At 35.4% G+C, this 17,995-nt stretch carries 14 protein-coding genes; 13 read left to right on the forward strand and 1 reads right to left on the reverse strand.

Annotated features, from left to right (window positions below; translation table 11 throughout):
- Nucleotides 1-41 precede the first annotated feature (41 nt).
- The 9 genes from tsf (at nt 42) to AC4BC7_RS01070 (ending at nt 12,851) form a co-directional block, all read left to right on the forward strand.
- Nucleotides 42-923 carry a translation elongation factor Ts gene (gene tsf, locus AC4BC7_RS01030; protein WP_207940121.1) on the forward strand — a complete coding sequence of 294 codons (882 nt, stop codon included), beginning with the start codon at nt 42-44 and terminating at the stop codon, nt 921-923.
- Between the two features lie 134 nt (nt 924-1,057).
- Nucleotides 1,058-1,780 carry a UMP kinase gene (gene pyrH / locus AC4BC7_RS01035; RefSeq protein ID WP_207940122.1) on the forward strand — a complete coding sequence of 241 codons (723 nt, stop codon included), beginning with the start codon at nt 1,058-1,060 and terminating at the stop codon, nt 1,778-1,780.
- Nucleotides 1,781-2,052: 272 nt separating this feature from the next.
- On the forward strand, nt 2,053-2,610 hold the full coding sequence (gene frr, locus AC4BC7_RS01040; RefSeq protein WP_207940123.1) for a ribosome recycling factor: 558 nt from the start codon (nt 2,053-2,055) through the stop codon (nt 2,608-2,610).
- A gap of 185 nt (nt 2,611-2,795) precedes the next feature.
- Nucleotides 2,796-3,596 (forward strand): undecaprenyl pyrophosphate synthase, encoded by an 801-nt coding sequence (gene uppS / locus AC4BC7_RS01045; protein ID WP_490503549.1) that lies wholly within the window; start codon nt 2,796-2,798, stop codon nt 3,594-3,596.
- Nucleotides 3,593-4,396: a phosphatidate cytidylyltransferase gene (locus tag AC4BC7_RS01050; RefSeq protein WP_490503550.1), complete on the forward strand. Its 804-nt coding sequence runs from the start codon at nt 3,593-3,595 to the stop codon at nt 4,394-4,396. The genes uppS and AC4BC7_RS01050 overlap by 4 nt, the downstream gene beginning before the upstream one ends.
- Before the next feature lie 198 nt (nt 4,397-4,594).
- On the forward strand, nt 4,595-4,942 hold the full coding sequence (locus AC4BC7_RS01055; protein ID WP_490503551.1) for an SRPBCC domain-containing protein: 348 nt from the start codon (nt 4,595-4,597) through the stop codon (nt 4,940-4,942).
- A 456-nt stretch (nt 4,943-5,398) separates the two neighbouring features.
- Nucleotides 5,399-6,661: an RIP metalloprotease RseP gene (gene rseP / locus AC4BC7_RS01060; protein WP_490503553.1), complete on the forward strand. Its 1,263-nt coding sequence runs from the start codon at nt 5,399-5,401 to the stop codon at nt 6,659-6,661.
- 33 nt (nt 6,662-6,694) lie between these two features.
- Nucleotides 6,695-8,401, forward strand: coding sequence for a proline--tRNA ligase (locus AC4BC7_RS01065; protein WP_207940128.1), 1,707 nt, complete (start codon nt 6,695-6,697; stop codon nt 8,399-8,401).
- Between the two features lie 112 nt (nt 8,402-8,513).
- On the forward strand, nt 8,514-12,851 hold the full coding sequence (locus AC4BC7_RS01070; RefSeq protein ID WP_490503554.1) for a PolC-type DNA polymerase III: 4,338 nt from the start codon (nt 8,514-8,516) through the stop codon (nt 12,849-12,851).
- Between the two features lie 44 nt (nt 12,852-12,895).
- On the opposite strand, the gene rlmD is transcribed toward AC4BC7_RS01070, so the two are convergent.
- Nucleotides 12,896-14,272, reverse strand: a complete 1,377-nt coding sequence (rlmD, locus tag AC4BC7_RS01075; protein WP_207940130.1) for a 23S rRNA (uracil(1939)-C(5))-methyltransferase RlmD — start codon at nt 14,270-14,272, stop codon at nt 12,896-12,898.
- Between the two features lie 228 nt (nt 14,273-14,500).
- Here rlmD and recX point away from each other — a divergent pair, with 228 nt between their 5' ends.
- From recX to AC4BC7_RS01095, 4 genes are all read left to right on the forward strand, one after another.
- Nucleotides 14,501-15,283, forward strand: a complete 783-nt coding sequence (gene recX, locus AC4BC7_RS01080) for a recombination regulator RecX (protein ID WP_207940131.1) — start codon at nt 14,501-14,503, stop codon at nt 15,281-15,283.
- On the forward strand, nt 15,273-16,436 hold the full coding sequence (gene mutY, locus AC4BC7_RS01085) for an A/G-specific adenine glycosylase (RefSeq protein ID WP_490503555.1): 1,164 nt from the start codon (nt 15,273-15,275) through the stop codon (nt 16,434-16,436). Before recX ends, mutY begins: the two co-directional genes overlap by 11 nt.
- Before the next feature lie 93 nt (nt 16,437-16,529).
- Nucleotides 16,530-17,063, forward strand: coding sequence for a nucleoside tri-diphosphate phosphatase (ntdP, locus tag AC4BC7_RS01090; protein ID WP_207940133.1), 534 nt, complete (start codon nt 16,530-16,532; stop codon nt 17,061-17,063).
- Between the two features lie 210 nt (nt 17,064-17,273).
- On the forward strand, nt 17,274-17,972 hold the full coding sequence (locus AC4BC7_RS01095) for a hypothetical protein (protein ID WP_490503556.1): 699 nt from the start codon (nt 17,274-17,276) through the stop codon (nt 17,970-17,972).
- Nucleotides 17,973-17,995: the final 23 nt, after the last annotated feature.

Here is a 17,995-nt window from a genome sequence, read left to right on the forward strand (position 1 = left end):
TTTTTAAAAAACTAACATATATTTCAGGAGGAAATTCAAAAATGGCTCAAATCTCAGCTAAATTAGTAAAAGAATTACGCGACATGACTGGCGTAGGTATGATGGATGCTAAAAAAGCATTAGTAGAAGTAGAAGGCGACATCGATAAAGCAGTTGACTTTTTACGTGAAAAAGGTATGGCAAAAGCTGCTAAGAAAAATGACCGTATCGCTGCTGAAGGTTTAGCTGCAGTTGCAGTTAATGGAAACACTGCTGCAATCGTAGAAGTAAACTCTGAAACAGACTTCGTTTCTAAAAACGAAAAATTCCAAACTTTAGTAAAAGAAATCGCTGAAGCTGTAGCTGTAAACAAACCAGCTGACATGGACGCTGCAATGGAATTAGAAATTTCTACTGGCGTGATCAAAAATGCATTGATTGAAGCTACTCAAGTAATTGGTGAAAAAATCAGCTTCCGTCGTTTTGACGTTGTTGAAAAAGAAGATAACGCAGCATTCGGTGGATACTTACACATGGGTGGACGTATCGCTGTATTAACTGTTGTAGAAGGAACAACTGATGAAGAAGTTGCTAAAGACGTAGCTATGCACGTTGCAGCAATCAACCCTCGTTATGTTGACGAATCTCAAATTCCTCAAGAAGAATTAGATCATGAAAAATCAGTATTAACTGAACAAGCATTAAATGAAGGCAAACCAGCAAATATCGTTGAAAAAATGGTAGTTGGACGCTTAAATAAATTTAAAGCTGAAATCTCATTAGTAGACCAACCATTCGTTAAAGATCCAGATATGACAGTAGCTAAATATGTAGCTTCAAAAGGCGCTACTGTGAAATCATTCACTCGTTTTGAAGTGGGCGAAGGTATCGAAAAACGTGAAGATAACTTTGTAGAAGAAGTTATGAGCCAAGTAAATAAATAAATCTGTTCCTAGAGCAGATGGGAACGCATGGAAATGCGCTCCCTTTTTTTAAGCAAAATTAGATTAATCAATAAGACGCTCATAGCTGAGCAGATTGCTACTATTAGGAATAGAGAATTTACGGAGGAATCATCATGGTAAAACCAAAATATCAACGTGTTGTTTTAAAATTAAGTGGGGAAGCTTTAGCAGGAGATGAAGGGTTTGGTATTAAACCACCAACTATTCAAGAAATTGTTAAAGAGTTGAAACAAGTTCATGATTTAGGCGTAGAATTAGCTATCGTTGTTGGTGGTGGAAATATTTGGCGTGGACAAATTGGCGCACAAATGGGCATGGAACGTGCGCAAGCAGATTATATGGGGATGCTTGCTACAGTAATGAATGCATTAGCGTTACAAGATACATTAGAAAATGCTGGTGTGCCAACTCGTGTGCAAACATCCATTGATATGCGCCAAATTGCAGAGCCATATATTCGTCGTCGTGCCGAACGTCACTTAGAAAAAGGACGCGTAGTTATTTTTGCTGGAGGAACAGGAAATCCTTATTTCTCAACAGATACAACTGCAGCATTAAGAGCAGCTGAAATTAATGCTGATGTTATTTTAATGGCAAAAAATAATGTTGATGGTGTCTACTCTGCCGATCCTAAATTAGATACAAATGCGGTTAAGTTTGAAGAATTAACACATTTGGATGTGATTGCTAAAGGATTGCAAGTAATGGATTCTACTGCAAGTTCTTTAAGTATGGATAACGATATTCCATTAGTTGTATTTAACTTAAACGAAGCTGGCAATATTCAACGTGCTATTTTAGGCGAAAATATTGGTACAACTGTGCGTGGAAAATAATACGAAAAATCGTTAATTACTCACAAGGTAGTTAACGATTTTTTTAAAATTAAAAAATAGAAGAATTGAGTTTTTAATGGTTTAAGGTTGTATATTCGACCGATAATCACGTATAATAAAGATATTGGCAAAGCTTGAGTATTTCATTAATAAACGATATTTTACGCAAAATGAGGGCATTATTTATCAAGTTTTGTGCAAAGAAATTATTCTAAAATAAAATTTAGGGTTTCCATGCAAACGTTTGGAAATTATTAGTGAGGGGAAATAAAATGGCAGATCAAATTTTAACAGAAGCAAAAGAAAAGATGCAAAAAGCAGCAGATAGCTTACAACGTGATTTAGGACAAATTCGTGCAGGCCGTGCGAATGCTAGCCTTTTAGACCGCGTATCAGTCGTTTATTATGGTGTACCAACGCCATTAAATCAAATGGCTTCAATTACAATCCCAGAAGCGCGTGTATTAATGGTTACACCATTTGATAAAACAATATTACAAGAAGTTGAAAAAGCAATTATGGCATCTGATTTAGGAATTACACCAACAAATGACGGAAATGTGATTCGTTTAGTGCTTCCTCAATTAACAGAAGAACGTCGTAAAGAATTAGCAAAAGATGTTAAAAAAGCAGCTGAAAATGCAAAAGTTGCTGTTCGTAATGCTCGTCGTGATGCAATCGATGCATACAAAAAACAACAAAAAGCAAGCGAAATTACAGAAGATGATTTGAAAGATTCAGAAAAAGAAGTTCAAGCAGCAACAGACGAAAGCATCAAAAACTTAGATGCAATCGCAGCAGAAAAAGAAAAAGAACTATTAGAAGTTTAATTTTTTGGGTGAGACTATGTAAAAAATAGTTTCACCTTTTTTATTATTCTATTAAAAAACAGCTGAAATTATTCGTTTTCTATTAATAAATGAACGGAACTTCTTTTTTTGATAGGCAATATTTCTTATTATTGCTATAATGTAAAGGATGAATTTTTTAAATTGGGATGATAGGAGAGAACAAGATGCTACGTTTTTTTCCACAAAAGAACAAATACATCCAGGAAGAAGGGGAGTTTGAGTTTCAAAAAGAATTACCGATCCCCAAGCATATAGCAATTATTATGGATGGAAATGGACGATGGGCCCAAAACCGTCGTTTGCCTCGAGTAGCGGGGCATAAGGAAGGAATGGAAACAGTCAAAAAAATTACCAAACATGCCTCTCATCTAGGTGTAAAAGTACTAACTCTTTATGCGTTTTCGACAGAGAATTGGAAACGTCCGACAGAAGAAGTAGACTTTTTGATGCAGCTGCCGGTGGATTTTTTTGATGCTTTTGTACCTGAATTAATTAAAGAGAATGTTCGTGTCAATGTGATGGGCTACAAAGAATTTTTACCTATCCATACGCAAGATGCTGTAGCACGAGCCATTGAACAAACCAAAAACAATACAGGTATGATTTTGAATTTTGCATTAAATTATGGTAGTCGAGCTGAAATTGTCTCCGCTGTGAAAGACGTTTATCAGGAAGTTGCTGATAACTCAGGCGATGTTGAGCTGATTGATGAAGAGATGATTGCTAAACATTTAATGACGGGTTTTCTACCAGTTGAATTGCGTGATCCAGAACTGTTAATTCGAACCAGTGGTGAGGAGCGTATTAGTAATTTTCTTCTTTGGCAAATTGCTTACAGTGAATTATTTTTCACTGACGCTTTATGGCCAGATTTTAACGAGTTATTATTGGAAACTTCAATTGCTAGTTTTCAAAATAGAGATCGCCGTTTTGGCGGGTTGAAACATAAGGAGGAGAAAAAATGAGACAACGTGTGATTACAGCTGTTGTTGCGCTAGCACTATTTTTACCAATCATTTATTTTGATTTTGGCGGTGTTTCAGTTGCTTTATTAGGCGCAGCGTTAGCCGTTGTAGGTGTGTATGAGCTATTCCGCATGAAAGGACTAGCGATGTTAAGCTTTGAAGGTGTACTTTCAGGACTGGGTGCAGTCATTTTAGTTTTACCTAGAGAATGGTTTGTTTTTTTACCAGAAAAAACTGATAAATTTATGTTGTTTTATTTGATTGTGATGTTATTATTGGGAATTTCAGTAATTTCAAAAAATACGTATACAATTGATGAAGCAGCGTTTCCAGTCATTGTTAGTTTGTATACTGGTGTAGGTTTTGAAAGTTTTGTTAATGCACGTATAGAAAATTTAATTGTTCTATGTTTTGGATTGTTTATTGTTTGGGCAACCGATATTGGCGCATACATGGTCGGAAGACAGTACGGTAAAAATAAGCTATGGCCAGAAATTTCGCCTAATAAAACAGTAGAAGGTGCTCTCGGTGGCATTTTAAGTGCCGTGGTTGTTGCAGCAGTGTATCTAGCAATTTTTCATGGAAGCGACTATTTTGGCTATAATTCATTTGTTATGATTTTACTAACCATTATTTTTTCTATTGTCGGTCAATTTGGTGATTTAGTAGAATCTGCTATTAAGCGTCATTATAAAGTTAAAGATTCAGGAACGATTTTACCTGGACACGGTGGTATTTTAGATCGTTTTGATAGTTTGTTATTTGTATTTCCAATTATGAGTCTTTTAGGCGTATTTTAATCAAAGAAACGAAGTAACCATTTTGGCTACTTCGTTTTTTTGCATTCAAGCGGTACAGCATGGACCTTAACCATCTGTATTCATTTCTAGATTTATGATAAAGTGGAAGTAGCTAATGACTAGAGAAAAGTTTTGACCAAGCTTGAAGATAATTTAATGAGAGACATGCGATTTAAAAAAATTAAGGAAGGTGATACGATGAATGAATTGGGAACACTACATGAATTGAATGGGCGCTATGTTATACGTTTTGAACATTTTTTTTCTGATAAACCGGAAGCTATTTTCCAATTTGTTACAAATTCTAATTATTTTTCACAGTGGTATCCTTTTGCAACAGGAGAAATGGATTTAAGAATTGGTGGGAAAATTTCCTTCGATGATGGTGAAGGTTCACAATATACAGCAACTATCACAGCATTAGAAGAGTCATATTTATTGGCTTTCAGTGAAATGGATGATTTGATACGCATAGAATTGCTAGAATATAAAGGATGTCGAATGGTTTTTACCCATACATTTGATGATGTTGCATGGACAGTGTAAACTGCGATAGGGTGGCATAATTGTTTAGAGGTATTTGTTCAGATTGTTCATGGGCAGCCAATTACATGGCCTGATGACTCAAGCAAACTTCTTAAGATTTATAGCGAAGCATTTAATAGAGAAAAGTAAGGACCATTTTGATTTACAAATTGGCAAATTGAAATGAAATAATGCTATATATAAGAGTAGATAACCTTGTCTGCTCTTATTTCAATTTAGTAGCGTAGATGTTTTGTATAAAAAATAACACGATTGATTTGCTAACTTTATTTTAAAAATGTTAATTTATCAAGCTTAATTATACTTATAGTGGGTTATTTAAGAAAGCTAAAGTTAAATTCTTGTTACAAAGTGGGGGAACAATTGTGAATTGATGAAGATATGATAAAATAGTGGAGTGTTTAAACAATTCCCATTTACTATTAGTAGACGGAAAACAAAGAGAGGAGCAAACAGATGAAGACTGTTTTAGTATTTTTAATTGTCTTCTCGGTCGTGGTAGTTATTCATGAGTTTGGTCATTTTTATTTTGCAAAGCGAGCAGGGATTTTAGTTCGAGAATTTGCGATTGGAATGGGACCAAAATTATTCAGTCATCAAGGAAAAGCCGGTACGACATATACAATTCGTGCTTTGCCAATGGGCGGTTACGTCCGCATGGCTGGTTACGAAGAAGAAGAGGAAATCAAGGCAGGAATGCAAGTTGGTTTAGTGCTTGATGAAAATGATACAGTTATTAAAATTAATACCAGTCATAAAGTACAACTGACAAATGCCATTCCTTTAGAGGTCGCCAACCAAGATTTAGTTGATGCATTAACGATTACAGGTTTTGTAAACGGTGATGAGCGTCAAACTGTTACGTATGCTGTTGCTCATGATGCGATTCTTATTGAAGAAGATGGAACAGAAGTGCGTATTGCACCACGTGATGTCCAATTTCAATCTGCTAAATTATGGCAACGAATGCTAACTAATTTTGCCGGACCAATGAACAATTTCTTATTGACGATTGCTATTTTTATTTTAATCGCGTTCTTAAACGGAGGTGTTGTCGATAGAAATTCAACAACTATTAATGTGATTGAAAATGATGTTGCAGCAACTGCTGGTTTAAAAGATGGTGATGAAATTGTTGCGATTAACCAGGAGTCTGTAGACAATTGGGCACAAATCAGTCAAATTGTTCAACAGAATCCTGACAAAGAATTACAAATTGAAATTAAACGTGACAATCAAACACAAACAATCACAGCTATACCCAAAACAGTGGAAGCTGGTGAACAAAAAGTGGGACAATTGGGCATTCAAGCCCCAATGAAAACGGGCTTTTTCGATAAAATTATTGGTGGTTTCCAAGATAGTATCGCATCATTTTTCCAAATTATCGATGCCTTACGTTCATTACTAACCAATTTTAGTATTGATCAGTTGGGCGGACCGGTTGCAATTTTCCAACTATCATCAGAAGCTGCTAAACAAGGGCCGATGACTGTGCTAATGATGACAGCCATGATTTCAATCAACTTAGGTATTTTTAATTTATTGCCAATTCCAGGTTTGGATGGCGGTAAACTATTATTAAATATCATTGAAGGTGTTCGGGGGAAACCTTTGAGTCAAGAAAAAGAAGGAATCATCACATTAGTTGGTTTTGGTTTATTGATGTTATTGATGGTTCTTGTTACTTGGAATGATATTCAGCGCTTTTTCTTTTAATGAAAACAGTTGAAGTTAGTAAAGGAGATAAAAATGAAACAGTCGAAACTTTTGATTCCAACATTACGAGAAACGCCTTCAGAAGCAGACATAAGAAGTCATCAGCTTTTAGTCCGTGCGGGATTTATTCGTCAAGTTTCTAGTGGAGTCTACATGTATCTACCCTTAGCTCATCGAGTAATCGAAAAAATCAAGAAAATCATTCATGAAGAATTTGCAAAAATTAATGCAGTCGAAATGACTATGCCGATCCTTCTTCCAAAAGAGTTATGGGAAGAATCTGGTCGGTATGCTTCATATGGCGAAGCATTGTATCGTTTGGAAGATCGAAATCAACGTGAATACATTTTAAGTCCAACTCATGAGGAAATTTTCACCGAATTAATTGGGAATGAGATTTTTTCATACAAAGATTTACCACTGAATCTTTATCAAATTCAAAATAAATATCGTGATGAAATTCGTCCACGTTTTGGTTTATTGCGTAGCCGTGAATTTCTAATGTGTGATGGGTATTCGTTTCACTCTTCTGAAGAGAGCCTAGAAATACAGTATCGTCAATATGAACAGGCGTATCGTGAAATATTTACACGTTGTGAGATTGTCTTCAAAAGTGTTTTGGGAGACAGTGGTGCTATGGGGGGAAAAGACTCCAAAGAGTTTTTAGCAATTTCTGAAGTGGGTGAAGATGTTATTTGCTCATCGACAGAAAGTGATTATGCAGCCAATCGTGAAATGGCGACTAGTTTGTATACTTCTAAAAAATCACATGCAACCTTTTTAGAAAAAGAGAAGGTAGCGACACCAAATGTACACACCATTCGAGAAGTATCTGAGTTGTTAGAAGTTGCGCCAGAAAAAATAATTAAATCACTCTTTTTCATGGCGGATGAACAACCGATTCTTGCGTTAATGCGTGGCGATCATGAATTAAATATAGTGAAGTTAAAAAATTATTTAGGTAGCCAAACATTACGTGAAGGGACTCAAGAAGAAGCACAGCAGATTTTTGGTGCTTCTTTTGGCTCCCTTGGTCCAGTAGGTGTACCAGAAGAGGTGCGTATTTTTGCTGATTTATATGTTCAAGATTTGGTAAATAGTATAACTGGTGCAAATGAAGATAATTACCATTTCATCAATGTAAATGCTAGTCGTGATTTTAAAGTCACTGAATACGTTGATTTGCATTTGGTTCAAGAGGGCGACCTTTCGCCAGATGGTGCTGGAGAGATTGTTTTTCATCGAGGAATCGAAATAGGCCATATTTTTAAATTAAGAACCTATTATAGTGAAAAAATGGATGCTAGAATAACAGATGAAACTGGAACGAAACTTCCTGTTTTAATGGGTAGTTATGGCATTGGTGTGAGTCGTTTGTTGGCAACAATTGCTGAACAGCACAGCGATGATACCGGAATTACTTGGCCTAGAGAAATTGCACCCTTTGATGTTCATTTATTACAAATGGATATGGAAGATGATTATCAAGCTCATTTGACAAGTGAAGTTGAACTTGCTTTACAAGTCGCTGGTTATGAAGTCTTAACGGATGATCGTGCGGAACGACCAGGAGTAAAATTTGTTGAAGCAGATTTAATTGGTTGTCCAATTCGTATTACAGTGGGTAAAAAGGCTGTTGAAGGCATTGTAGAAATTAAAATCAGAAAAACAGGTGCTGCAATAGAAGTTCGTAAAGAGGAATTACCCTCGACGCTAAGTATTTTATTAAGTACAGAATAAAAATTGAAGTCTAGGATACTCATCAAATGATGAATGTCCTAGACTTCTTTAATGAAAACTAAAGAAAAAAAGAGTATACTAAAATGTACGAAACAAAAAGGGAGGAGTCAGCTTGTCTAAAGAAAGAGAGAAGTTTGAAATATTATTGGATCAGATGAATTTAGATCCAGAGTTACAAAAACATCCCTTATTACAAACAGGAAAAATGACCCAAGTCGTGGTTCATCGCCAGTCTAAATGTTGGTCATTTACCTTGGGATTTGAAAAAATATTGCCAGCAGAGTTGTATCAAAATTTTTATCAACATTTGGAACTTGCTTTTAAAGATATTGCAGCTGTCCGATTACAACTCGAAACAGAAGACAAACAATTTGACGAGCAATTACTGCAAGACTATTGGTCATTAGCGTTAGCCAACCAAAATTGTGATACGCCACTTGTCAAGCAAGTGCTAAAATCGCAATTTCCCAAAATGCAGGAGAAAAAAATTGTGTTGCCTGTAACCAATGATGCAGTGATTTCCATTTTACAACAGCAGTATTTGCCAGTTATTGAAGCCAACTATCAACGTTTTGGGTTTGACCGTTTCCGCATTCAGCCGATTTTAGACCATAAACAAGCAGAAGCTGATTTACAAGAATTAGCACAACGCCAACAAGAGCAACAAGAAGCGTTTATGCAACAAGCTGCTGAAAATATTGCGTCACATGAACAACGCAAAAAAGAGAAAAAACAAGCACCTGCTGCGTTGGAAGGTCCAATTATGTTAGGGCGCAACATCCCGGCAGATGAATTAGTGACACCAATGGGAAATATTTTAGAAGAAGAACGTCGTGTGACAATTCAAGGATACGTCTTTGATAAAGAAGTTCGTGAATTACGCTCAAAACGAAAAATCTTAATTTTAAAAATTACTGATTATACATCTTCGTTTATTGTTAAAAAATTCTCGAATGGTGAAAAAGATGAACAAATATTCGATGCTATTTCAAAAGGTAGCTGGTTAAAAGTTCGTGGAAGTATTCAAGAAGATACATTTATGCGTGATTTAGTAATGAATGCGCAAGATTTAATGGAAATTAAACATGATACACGTAAAGACTATGCTCCTGAGGACGAAAAACGAGTGGAGTTACATTTGCACTCAAACATGAGTACGATGGATGCGACCAATAATATTAGTGATTTAGTTGCACAAGCAGGTAAATGGGGACACAAAGCCATTGCAATTACCGATCATGGTGGCGCACAAGCCTTTCCTGATGCGCATCAAGCAGGGAAAAAAGCAGGTGTTAAAATCATATATGGCGTTGAAGCAAATGTCGTGGATGATGGGGTCGAAGTGGCTTATAATGCACAACCTGTTCCGCTAACTGATGCAACTTATGTTGTTTTTGACGTGGAGACAACAGGTCTATCGGCTGTTTACGATACGATTATTGAATTAGCCGCAGTGAAAATGAATAAAGGTAATGTGGAAGCTTCTTTTGATGAATTCATTGATCCGGGACATCGTTTATCAAATACAACTGTGAATTTAACAGGGATTACTGATGAAATGGTTCGTGGTTCAAAATCAGAAGAAGAAGTGTTACGTCTTTTCCGCGAATTTTCAGAAGGAGCTATTTTAGTAGCTCATAATGCGTCCTTTGATATGGGCTTCTTAAATATGAGTTATAAAAAATATGGGATTCCTGAAGCTGACAATCCCGTGATTGATACTTTAGAATTGGCACGGTATTTGTATCCAGAATTTAAACGTTTTGGTTTAGGTGTCTTATCGAAAAAATTTGGTGTTTCATTGGAACAACATCACCGAGCGATTTATGATGCAGAAGCAACTGGTCATTTGGCGTGGATTTTTGTAAAAGAAGCCATAGAAAAACACGAAATGTTATTACATGAAGATTTAAACCGACATGTAGGTGGCGCAAACTCGATTAAAGCAGCCCGACCGTTTCATGCAACGATTTTAGTGAAAACTCAAGAAGGTTTAAAAAATCTTTTTAAATTAATTTCCATGTCGAATATCACTTATTTTCATGACAAAGCACCACGTATTCCTCGTTCAGAATTAGGAAAATTACGTGACGGCTTGCTTGTAGGAACGGCATGTGATAAAGGCGAAGTGTTTGTTGCAATGATGCAAAAAGGGTATGAAGCAGCAAAAGAAAAAGCGAAATTCTATGATTATATTGAAGTGATGCCAAAACCCGTTTATGCTCCATTGATTGAACAAGAATTAGTTAAAAGTGAAAAAGACTTAGAAGATATTATTCAAAAATTAATCGCCATTGGAGACGAATTAGGAAAACCAGTTGTCGCAACTGGGAACGTTCATTATTTGAATGAAGAAGATGCAATTTATCGTAAAATCTTAATTAATTCAATGGGTGGAGCGAATCCGTTAAATCGTCATAGCTTACCAAAAGTTCATTTTAGAACGACAGATGAAATGTTGACAGAGTTCCAATTTTTAGGAAATGATCTGGCGAAGAAAATAGTTGTGGAAAATCCGAATAATTTAGTCGATAGTTGTGAAGTTGTCGTTCCTGTAAAAGATGAATTATATACACCAAAAATTCCTGGATCAGAACAAGAAATTACCGATTTAAGTTATAATCGCGCCAAAGAATTATATGGTAATCCATTACCAGATATTGTTGAGAAACGTTTGGAAAAGGAATTAAATTCTATCATCGGAAATGGTTTCTCAGTTATTTATCTTATTTCACAAAAGCTAGTACACAAGAGTAATCAAGATGGTTATTTAGTAGGTTCTCGTGGTTCGGTAGGTTCAAGTTTTGTCGCAACGATGACAGGAATCACTGAAGTAAATCCTTTAGCTCCCCATTATTTTTGCCCAGAATGCCAATATTCTGAGTTCTATGAAGATGGTTCCTATGGTTCGGGCTTTGATATGCCTGAGAAATCTTGTCCAAAATGTGGCACTCGTTTGAAAAAAGATGGTCACGATATTCCGTTTGAGACGTTCTTGGGATTCCATGGGGATAAAGTTCCCGATATTGATTTGAACTTTTCAGGGGAATATCAACCTGAAGCGCATAATTATACCAAAGTGTTATTTGGAGAAGAGTATGTTTATCGGGCAGGAACAATCGGTACAGTCGCCGATAAGACTGCTTATGGTTTTGTGAAGGGCTATGAACGCGATCATAATCTTCATTTTAGAGGAGCTGAAGTCGATCGCTTAGCCAAAGGTGCTACAGGGGTTAAACGTACAACTGGTCAGCATCCAGGGGGAATTATCGTTATTCCTGATTATATGGATGTCTATGATTTTACGCCTATTCAATATCCAGCTGATGATTTAGAGTCAGAATGGCGAACAACTCATTTTGATTTCCATTCCATCCATGATAATATTTTAAAACTAGATATTCTAGGACATGATGATCCAACCGTGATTCGGATGTTACAAGATTTATCAGGAATTGATCCTAAAACAATTCCGACAGATGATCCAGAAGTTATGCGTATTTTTGAAGGAACGGACGTATTAGGCGTTAATCCTGAAAATATTTATTCAAAAACAGGAACTTTAGGCATTCCAGAGTTTGGGACGCGCTTTGTTCGAGGAATGTTAGAACAGACGCATCCATCCACTTTTGCCGAATTACTGCAAATTTCCGGACTATCACATGGAACCGATGTATGGTTAGGGAATGCCGAAGAATTGATTCGACAAGGAACAGCTGATCTAGCAAACGTAATTGGTTGTCGTGATGATATTATGGTTTATTTGATGCATGCGGGGCTTGATGACGGTTTAGCATTTAAAATCATGGAAAGTGTTCGTAAAGGAAAAGGGATTCCTGATGACTGGCAAGTAGAAATGAAGAAACAAAATGTTCCTGATTGGTACATTGATTCTTGCTTAAAAATCAAGTATATGTTCCCGAAAGCCCATGCGGCAGCATATGTATTAATGGCACTACGTGTAGCGTATTTCAAAGTTTACTTCCCAATTTTATATTATTGTGCTTATTTTTCTGTTCGTGCAGATGACTTCGATTTGGTTGCAATGGCTAAAGGGAAAGAAGCAGTCAAAGAACGGATGAAGGAAATTACAGATAAAGGTATGGATGCTTCAACTAAAGAGAAAAACCTTTTAACTGTTCTGGAATTATGTAATGAAATGATTGAGCGCGGATATGAATTTGGCATGATTGATTTATATAAATCAGATGCAGAAAATTTTGTCATTGATGGCAATAAATTAATTGCACCGTTTCGTGCGGTACCAAGTTTAGGACTTAACGTAGCAAAACAAATTGTTGAAGCGCGTAAAAATGGTCCATTTCTTTCGAAAGAAGATTTAGCTAATCGTGGTAAAGTTTCGAAAACATTGATTGAATATATGACAGACAATGGTGTGTTAAAAGATTTACCAGATGAAAATCAATTATCATTATTTGATATGTTATAAATAAAGAAGCGAACCGTCAAAGAATATTCGACGGTTCGCCTTTTTTAAATACGGGTTAATTTAGCGACGACTTCACAACGAGCTGTTTGTGGAAACATGTCAACTGATTGTAAATAATCGACTTTAAAAACGGTTGATAATTTTTTCAAATCTTTCGCTAAAGTTGAGACATTACATGAAACGTACACAAGTTTTTTGGGGGTATGTTTCAAAATGGCTTGCAATAATTTGTCATCTAACCCTGTACGAGGAGGATCGACGACAATACTATCAGGTGAGAACCCTTCATTTAGCCATTTAGGCAACAAATCTTCGGCTGTTCCAGTCTCATAGTGAGTATTTTCGTACCCCATACGTTTGGCATTACGTTTAGCATCTTCAATAGCTTGTGGAATGATATCCATGCCACGGACTTCTTTCGCCTTGTCAGCAATGCTTAAGCCAATCGTTCCTACACCACAATACGCATCGACCACTGTTTCATTTTCTGTAATATTGAGTGCTTTTATTGCCTCGTTATATAAGACACTTGTTTGCTTTGGGTTCAATTGGAAGAAGGCACGTGCCGATAAATCAAAAATTAACCCATTTAAATGTTCTTCAATAGCTTCTTTTCCCCACAAGTGCATAGTATCATCGCCCATAATAAGAGAAGTCTTTTTGCTTTGCACATTTTGCATGATAGACACGACTTCTGGTAATCGCTGATTGATTTCACGAATAAGTGCATTTTTTTGTGGCAATTTTGGTGAATTGGTAATAAATACTAATTGTGTTTCACCTGTTTCAATCCCAATTCTAACCATTAATGTACGTAAAATTCCTGAATTTTTGCGTTCGTCATAAATTGGAATTTGATATTTATTTACCAATTGCATAACAGTATTGATTACTTTTTGTGTGGTTTCTTCTTGAACTAAGCAATCGTCAATCGCAACTAAGCGATGTGAATTTTGCTCATATAAACCTGCTTCAGCCCGCATTTGTTTTGGATTATAACGTATTTGAAATTGAGCTTTGTTACGATAATGCCAAGGATCATCCATGCCTAATGTGTCGCGCAATTCATATTTTTGATAATTTTTCGGTTTGAATTTTGCTAGTGCTTGTGCTAATAAATCTTTTTTGAAATCCAATTGTTTGTTATACGACAAATGTTGTAGCTGACAACCGCCACAACGGTCATAAAAGTTACACGGTGGCTGTACACGATCCCGACTTTTTTTAACGATTTTTGTTAAAGCAGCTTCCGCAAAAGTTGGGGTTGCTTTCGTCACTTTGGCAATAATTTCTTCTCCTGGTAAAGCTCGCGGAACGAAGACAATTAGTCGTTTATAATAACCAATTCCCTCGCCATTGATTCCTAGACGTTTAATTTTCAGTTGTAATGTTTGTCCAGTATTTAATTGTATAGTTGACATAAGTACTCCTTTATGTAAATTAATCTTATACATTTTAACACAATTCAGTTCACTTGCCTAAAAATGAGGAAATTTAAAAAAGATAGATGCTTTCTCAATTAAAAGCTAAGACAGATCAGTCAGAAGTTGCCTTCTCTTATACAAACGTTTCGATAAAATGGTATACTTTTTATTGGTGATTTAAGAATATTTTGTTTAAAATAGAATGTATGTTCGTGAGGTGATGACATGTTGAAAATAACTACTATTCGTAAAGAAAAAGGTGCTTTTTATCAAGTGAAATTTGAAGATAAACGAGAACTTCGTGTATCTGAAGATTTATTAGTTCGCTATCGTTTATTAAAAGGCACAGAGATCGATGAAAAAATTTTTGAAGAAATTAAAAAAAGTGCAGGGTATGATATCGGCTTACAGTTGGCAATGAACTATATCAGTTATCAATTGCGAACGGAGCAAGAGATGCGAATTTATTTAAAAGACAAAGAAATAACTAGCGATGATAGTCAAAAAATTATTCAACGCTTGAAAGAGTTACAATTAATAGATGATATTGGTTATGGTAAAAGCTACGTTCGGACACAGCTACGCTTAAGTGACAAAGGCCCCCAAGCGTTGATGCAGCAGTTACGTAAAAAAGGATTAAAAGATGAGGTCATTCAAGAGGTGATATTATTGTATACACCTGAAGATCAATTTGAAATTGGCGTGCGAACAGCAACTAAAATGCTAAACACCATTCGTGGTAAAAGCCATCGCGAGACGTTACAAAAACTGCGCATGAAATTAATGCAAAAAGGGTTTTCTAGCGATATTATTTCGATGGTGATGGAAGAAATTCCTAATGAAAAAGATGAGGACGACGAATGGGACGCGTTGCAAAAAGAAGGCGCGAAATTGATTCGGAGACATCGAACAGATAAACAAAAAATAAAACAAAAATTATATCAAAAAGGATTTGATTTTGATTTAATCCAACGATTTATTGATGAGGAAGTACTAGATGAAGACTGAAAACTGGCTAGAATGGGATGAAGAAACGCTTCACTCTTTTCAAGATATATTTTTAACGTGGTACCACCAAGAAAAACGTAATTTACCATGGCGTGCCAATACGCATCCTTACAATATTTGGATTTCTGAAATTATGTTGCAACAAACGCGCGTTGACACGGTAATTGGTTATTATTATCGATTTATGGAAGAATTTCCGACCATTCAAGATTTAGCAAACGCCGATGAACAAAAACTATTAAAAATTTGGGAAGGCTTAGGTTACTATTCACGTGCTCGTAATTTAAAAGTAGCTGCACAACAAATTATGGATGAATTTGGAGGTGTATTTCCGAGCACGCCAGAAGAAATTAGTACCTTAAAAGGGATTGGACCGTATACAACTGGCGCAATTAGTAGTATTGCTTTTGGTTTACCGGAACCAGCGATTGACGGAAATATCATGCGAGTCGTTAGTCGTTTATTCGAAATAGAAGAGGATATCGCTAAAGCAAGCAGTCGTAAAGTATTTGATGCAGCCACACGAAAAATCATTTCACACACACAACCAGGTGAAATGAACCAAGCATTTATGGATTTAGGTTCAAATATTTGTAATCCGACCGCACCGAGATGTGAAGAATGCCCAATCCAAGAATTTTGTTTAGCACATAAAAATAATCATCCCACTGCATTTCCTGTAAAGTCGAAAAAAGTAAAACCCAAAGATGTTTATTATATTGCTGGAGCGATTGAAAATTCTAAAGAAGAATTTTTATTGGTTCAACGTCCCGAAACGGGATTATTAGCAAAAATGTGGCATTTTCCATTACAGGAGGTAACCAAAGAAGACTATACGGAATTATTGCGTACATGGCAAAAAGATGAGGAACAACAGCTGACATTAGATTTAGTGGCAGAAGATTTATCGCCACAAGTCTTTGAGGAATTGCCTGTCATTTGGCAAAGAAAACATTTCGGCGAAGTAACCCATGTTTTTAGCCATTTAAAATGGCACGTTCTTTTATTTTATGGACGAACAAAAGAATCTTTTACATCAGAAAACGGTCAGTGGGTTCAACCAACGGATTTTTCAACGTTTGTTTTTCCAAAACCGCAACAAAAACTCGTTACACAGTTCAATAAATATCAGAAACTTGATAAACATTTCTAGGCAAGGACGTTTTTTATTGCTATAATATTAACGATGTCGGTGTAATGAACACCCAAACAAATGCGAATGAGGTTCGCTGAGGGAAGGGTTGCTATGCGAGTTCCAAAAGAAGGAGAGTTTGTCAGCATTCAAAGCTACAAGCATGATGGCAATTTGCATCGTACGTGGCGAGATACTATGGTATTGAAAACCAGCGAACATTCTATGATTGGTGTGAACGATCACACGTTGGTAACTGAATCAGATGGAAGACGTTGGGTAACCCGAGAACCAGCTATTGTGTATTTCCACAAAAAATACTGGTTTAATGTAATAGCAATGATTCGAGAAAAGGGGGTTTCCTATTATTGTAACCTAGCTTCACCTTATTTATTAGATGAAGAAGCACTGAAATATATTGATTACGATTTAGATATCAAAGTATTTCCTGATGGAGAAAAACGATTATTAGATGTCGATGAATATGAATTGCACAGCAAAATCATGCATTATCCACAAGACATCGATTTTATTCTAAAGGAAAATGTCAAAATTTTAGTTGATTGGATCAATAATGGAAAAGGACCATTCTCCGAGGGTTATGTCGATATATGGTATAACCGCTACAAGCAATTGTCGCAAAAGTGAGAGTAACAACACAAAAAGGAGCTAGAAATCTTCATAAGGTTTCTAGCTCCTTTTATGTATTGAATGTTATATACTTAAAATATCTAATGTTATAATATTTTTTGGAAATATTATTTTTTATGTAGAAAGAGGTATTTTTATGAATAGATATTATTATGTTATCAAAGATTTATATGAAAAAAGTCGTGTTAAAAGAAGTCTGAAAGAAATATGGGGCAAAAAATAAAATGGGTGTATATTATTTTGACAGGTATGATGATGTCAATTTTAGTCTTGGTGGTTAGTGCAGTTCTACAATTTTTTATTAAAATATTTTTTTGGATTATGGCATCTGCTTACATTTTAACAATACTATTTTCTTTAGCAGCTATAGTACTAGGCAAGTTTAATAAAAATGATATTCGTTCTAGAAAAAGTTGGTTACATGAAATAAATAATTTTGATAATCTTCTATTGGCATATAAATTTGATATTATTGATATTGAACGGATGATAAAATATATTGATGAAAATATAAAAGGAAATAGAGAAGAGAATAGAAGGAAATATGATATATTTGGAAAATGCATCTCAGTAACTATTGTTTCTTTTGGAATAGGTATTGGAGTATCAATTTGGAACAGTTATGAATTCAAAGGACATGAAGCTTTAATCACCGGGGCGATCACATTACTTTCTATTACTATTGTGATAATGATACTTTTGTTTATACTTTTTTTGGTGTATGACTCATTATTAGCTAAACAAAAAATAGAAGAGAAAATAAAAATAGCTTTACAAGAAATTTTATTCAGACGACGTAGTGTTAGAATGTATATTATTATAAAAAGAAACTCATATAAATTACTGGAAGATTCGACAGTAAAATATCATTATATTAAGCATAATAAAAAAAGAAATGATTCATAGTCTAGCTATAAATCATTCCTTCC

It is taken from the genome of Enterococcus sp. AMC1623 (assembly GCF_058216495.1).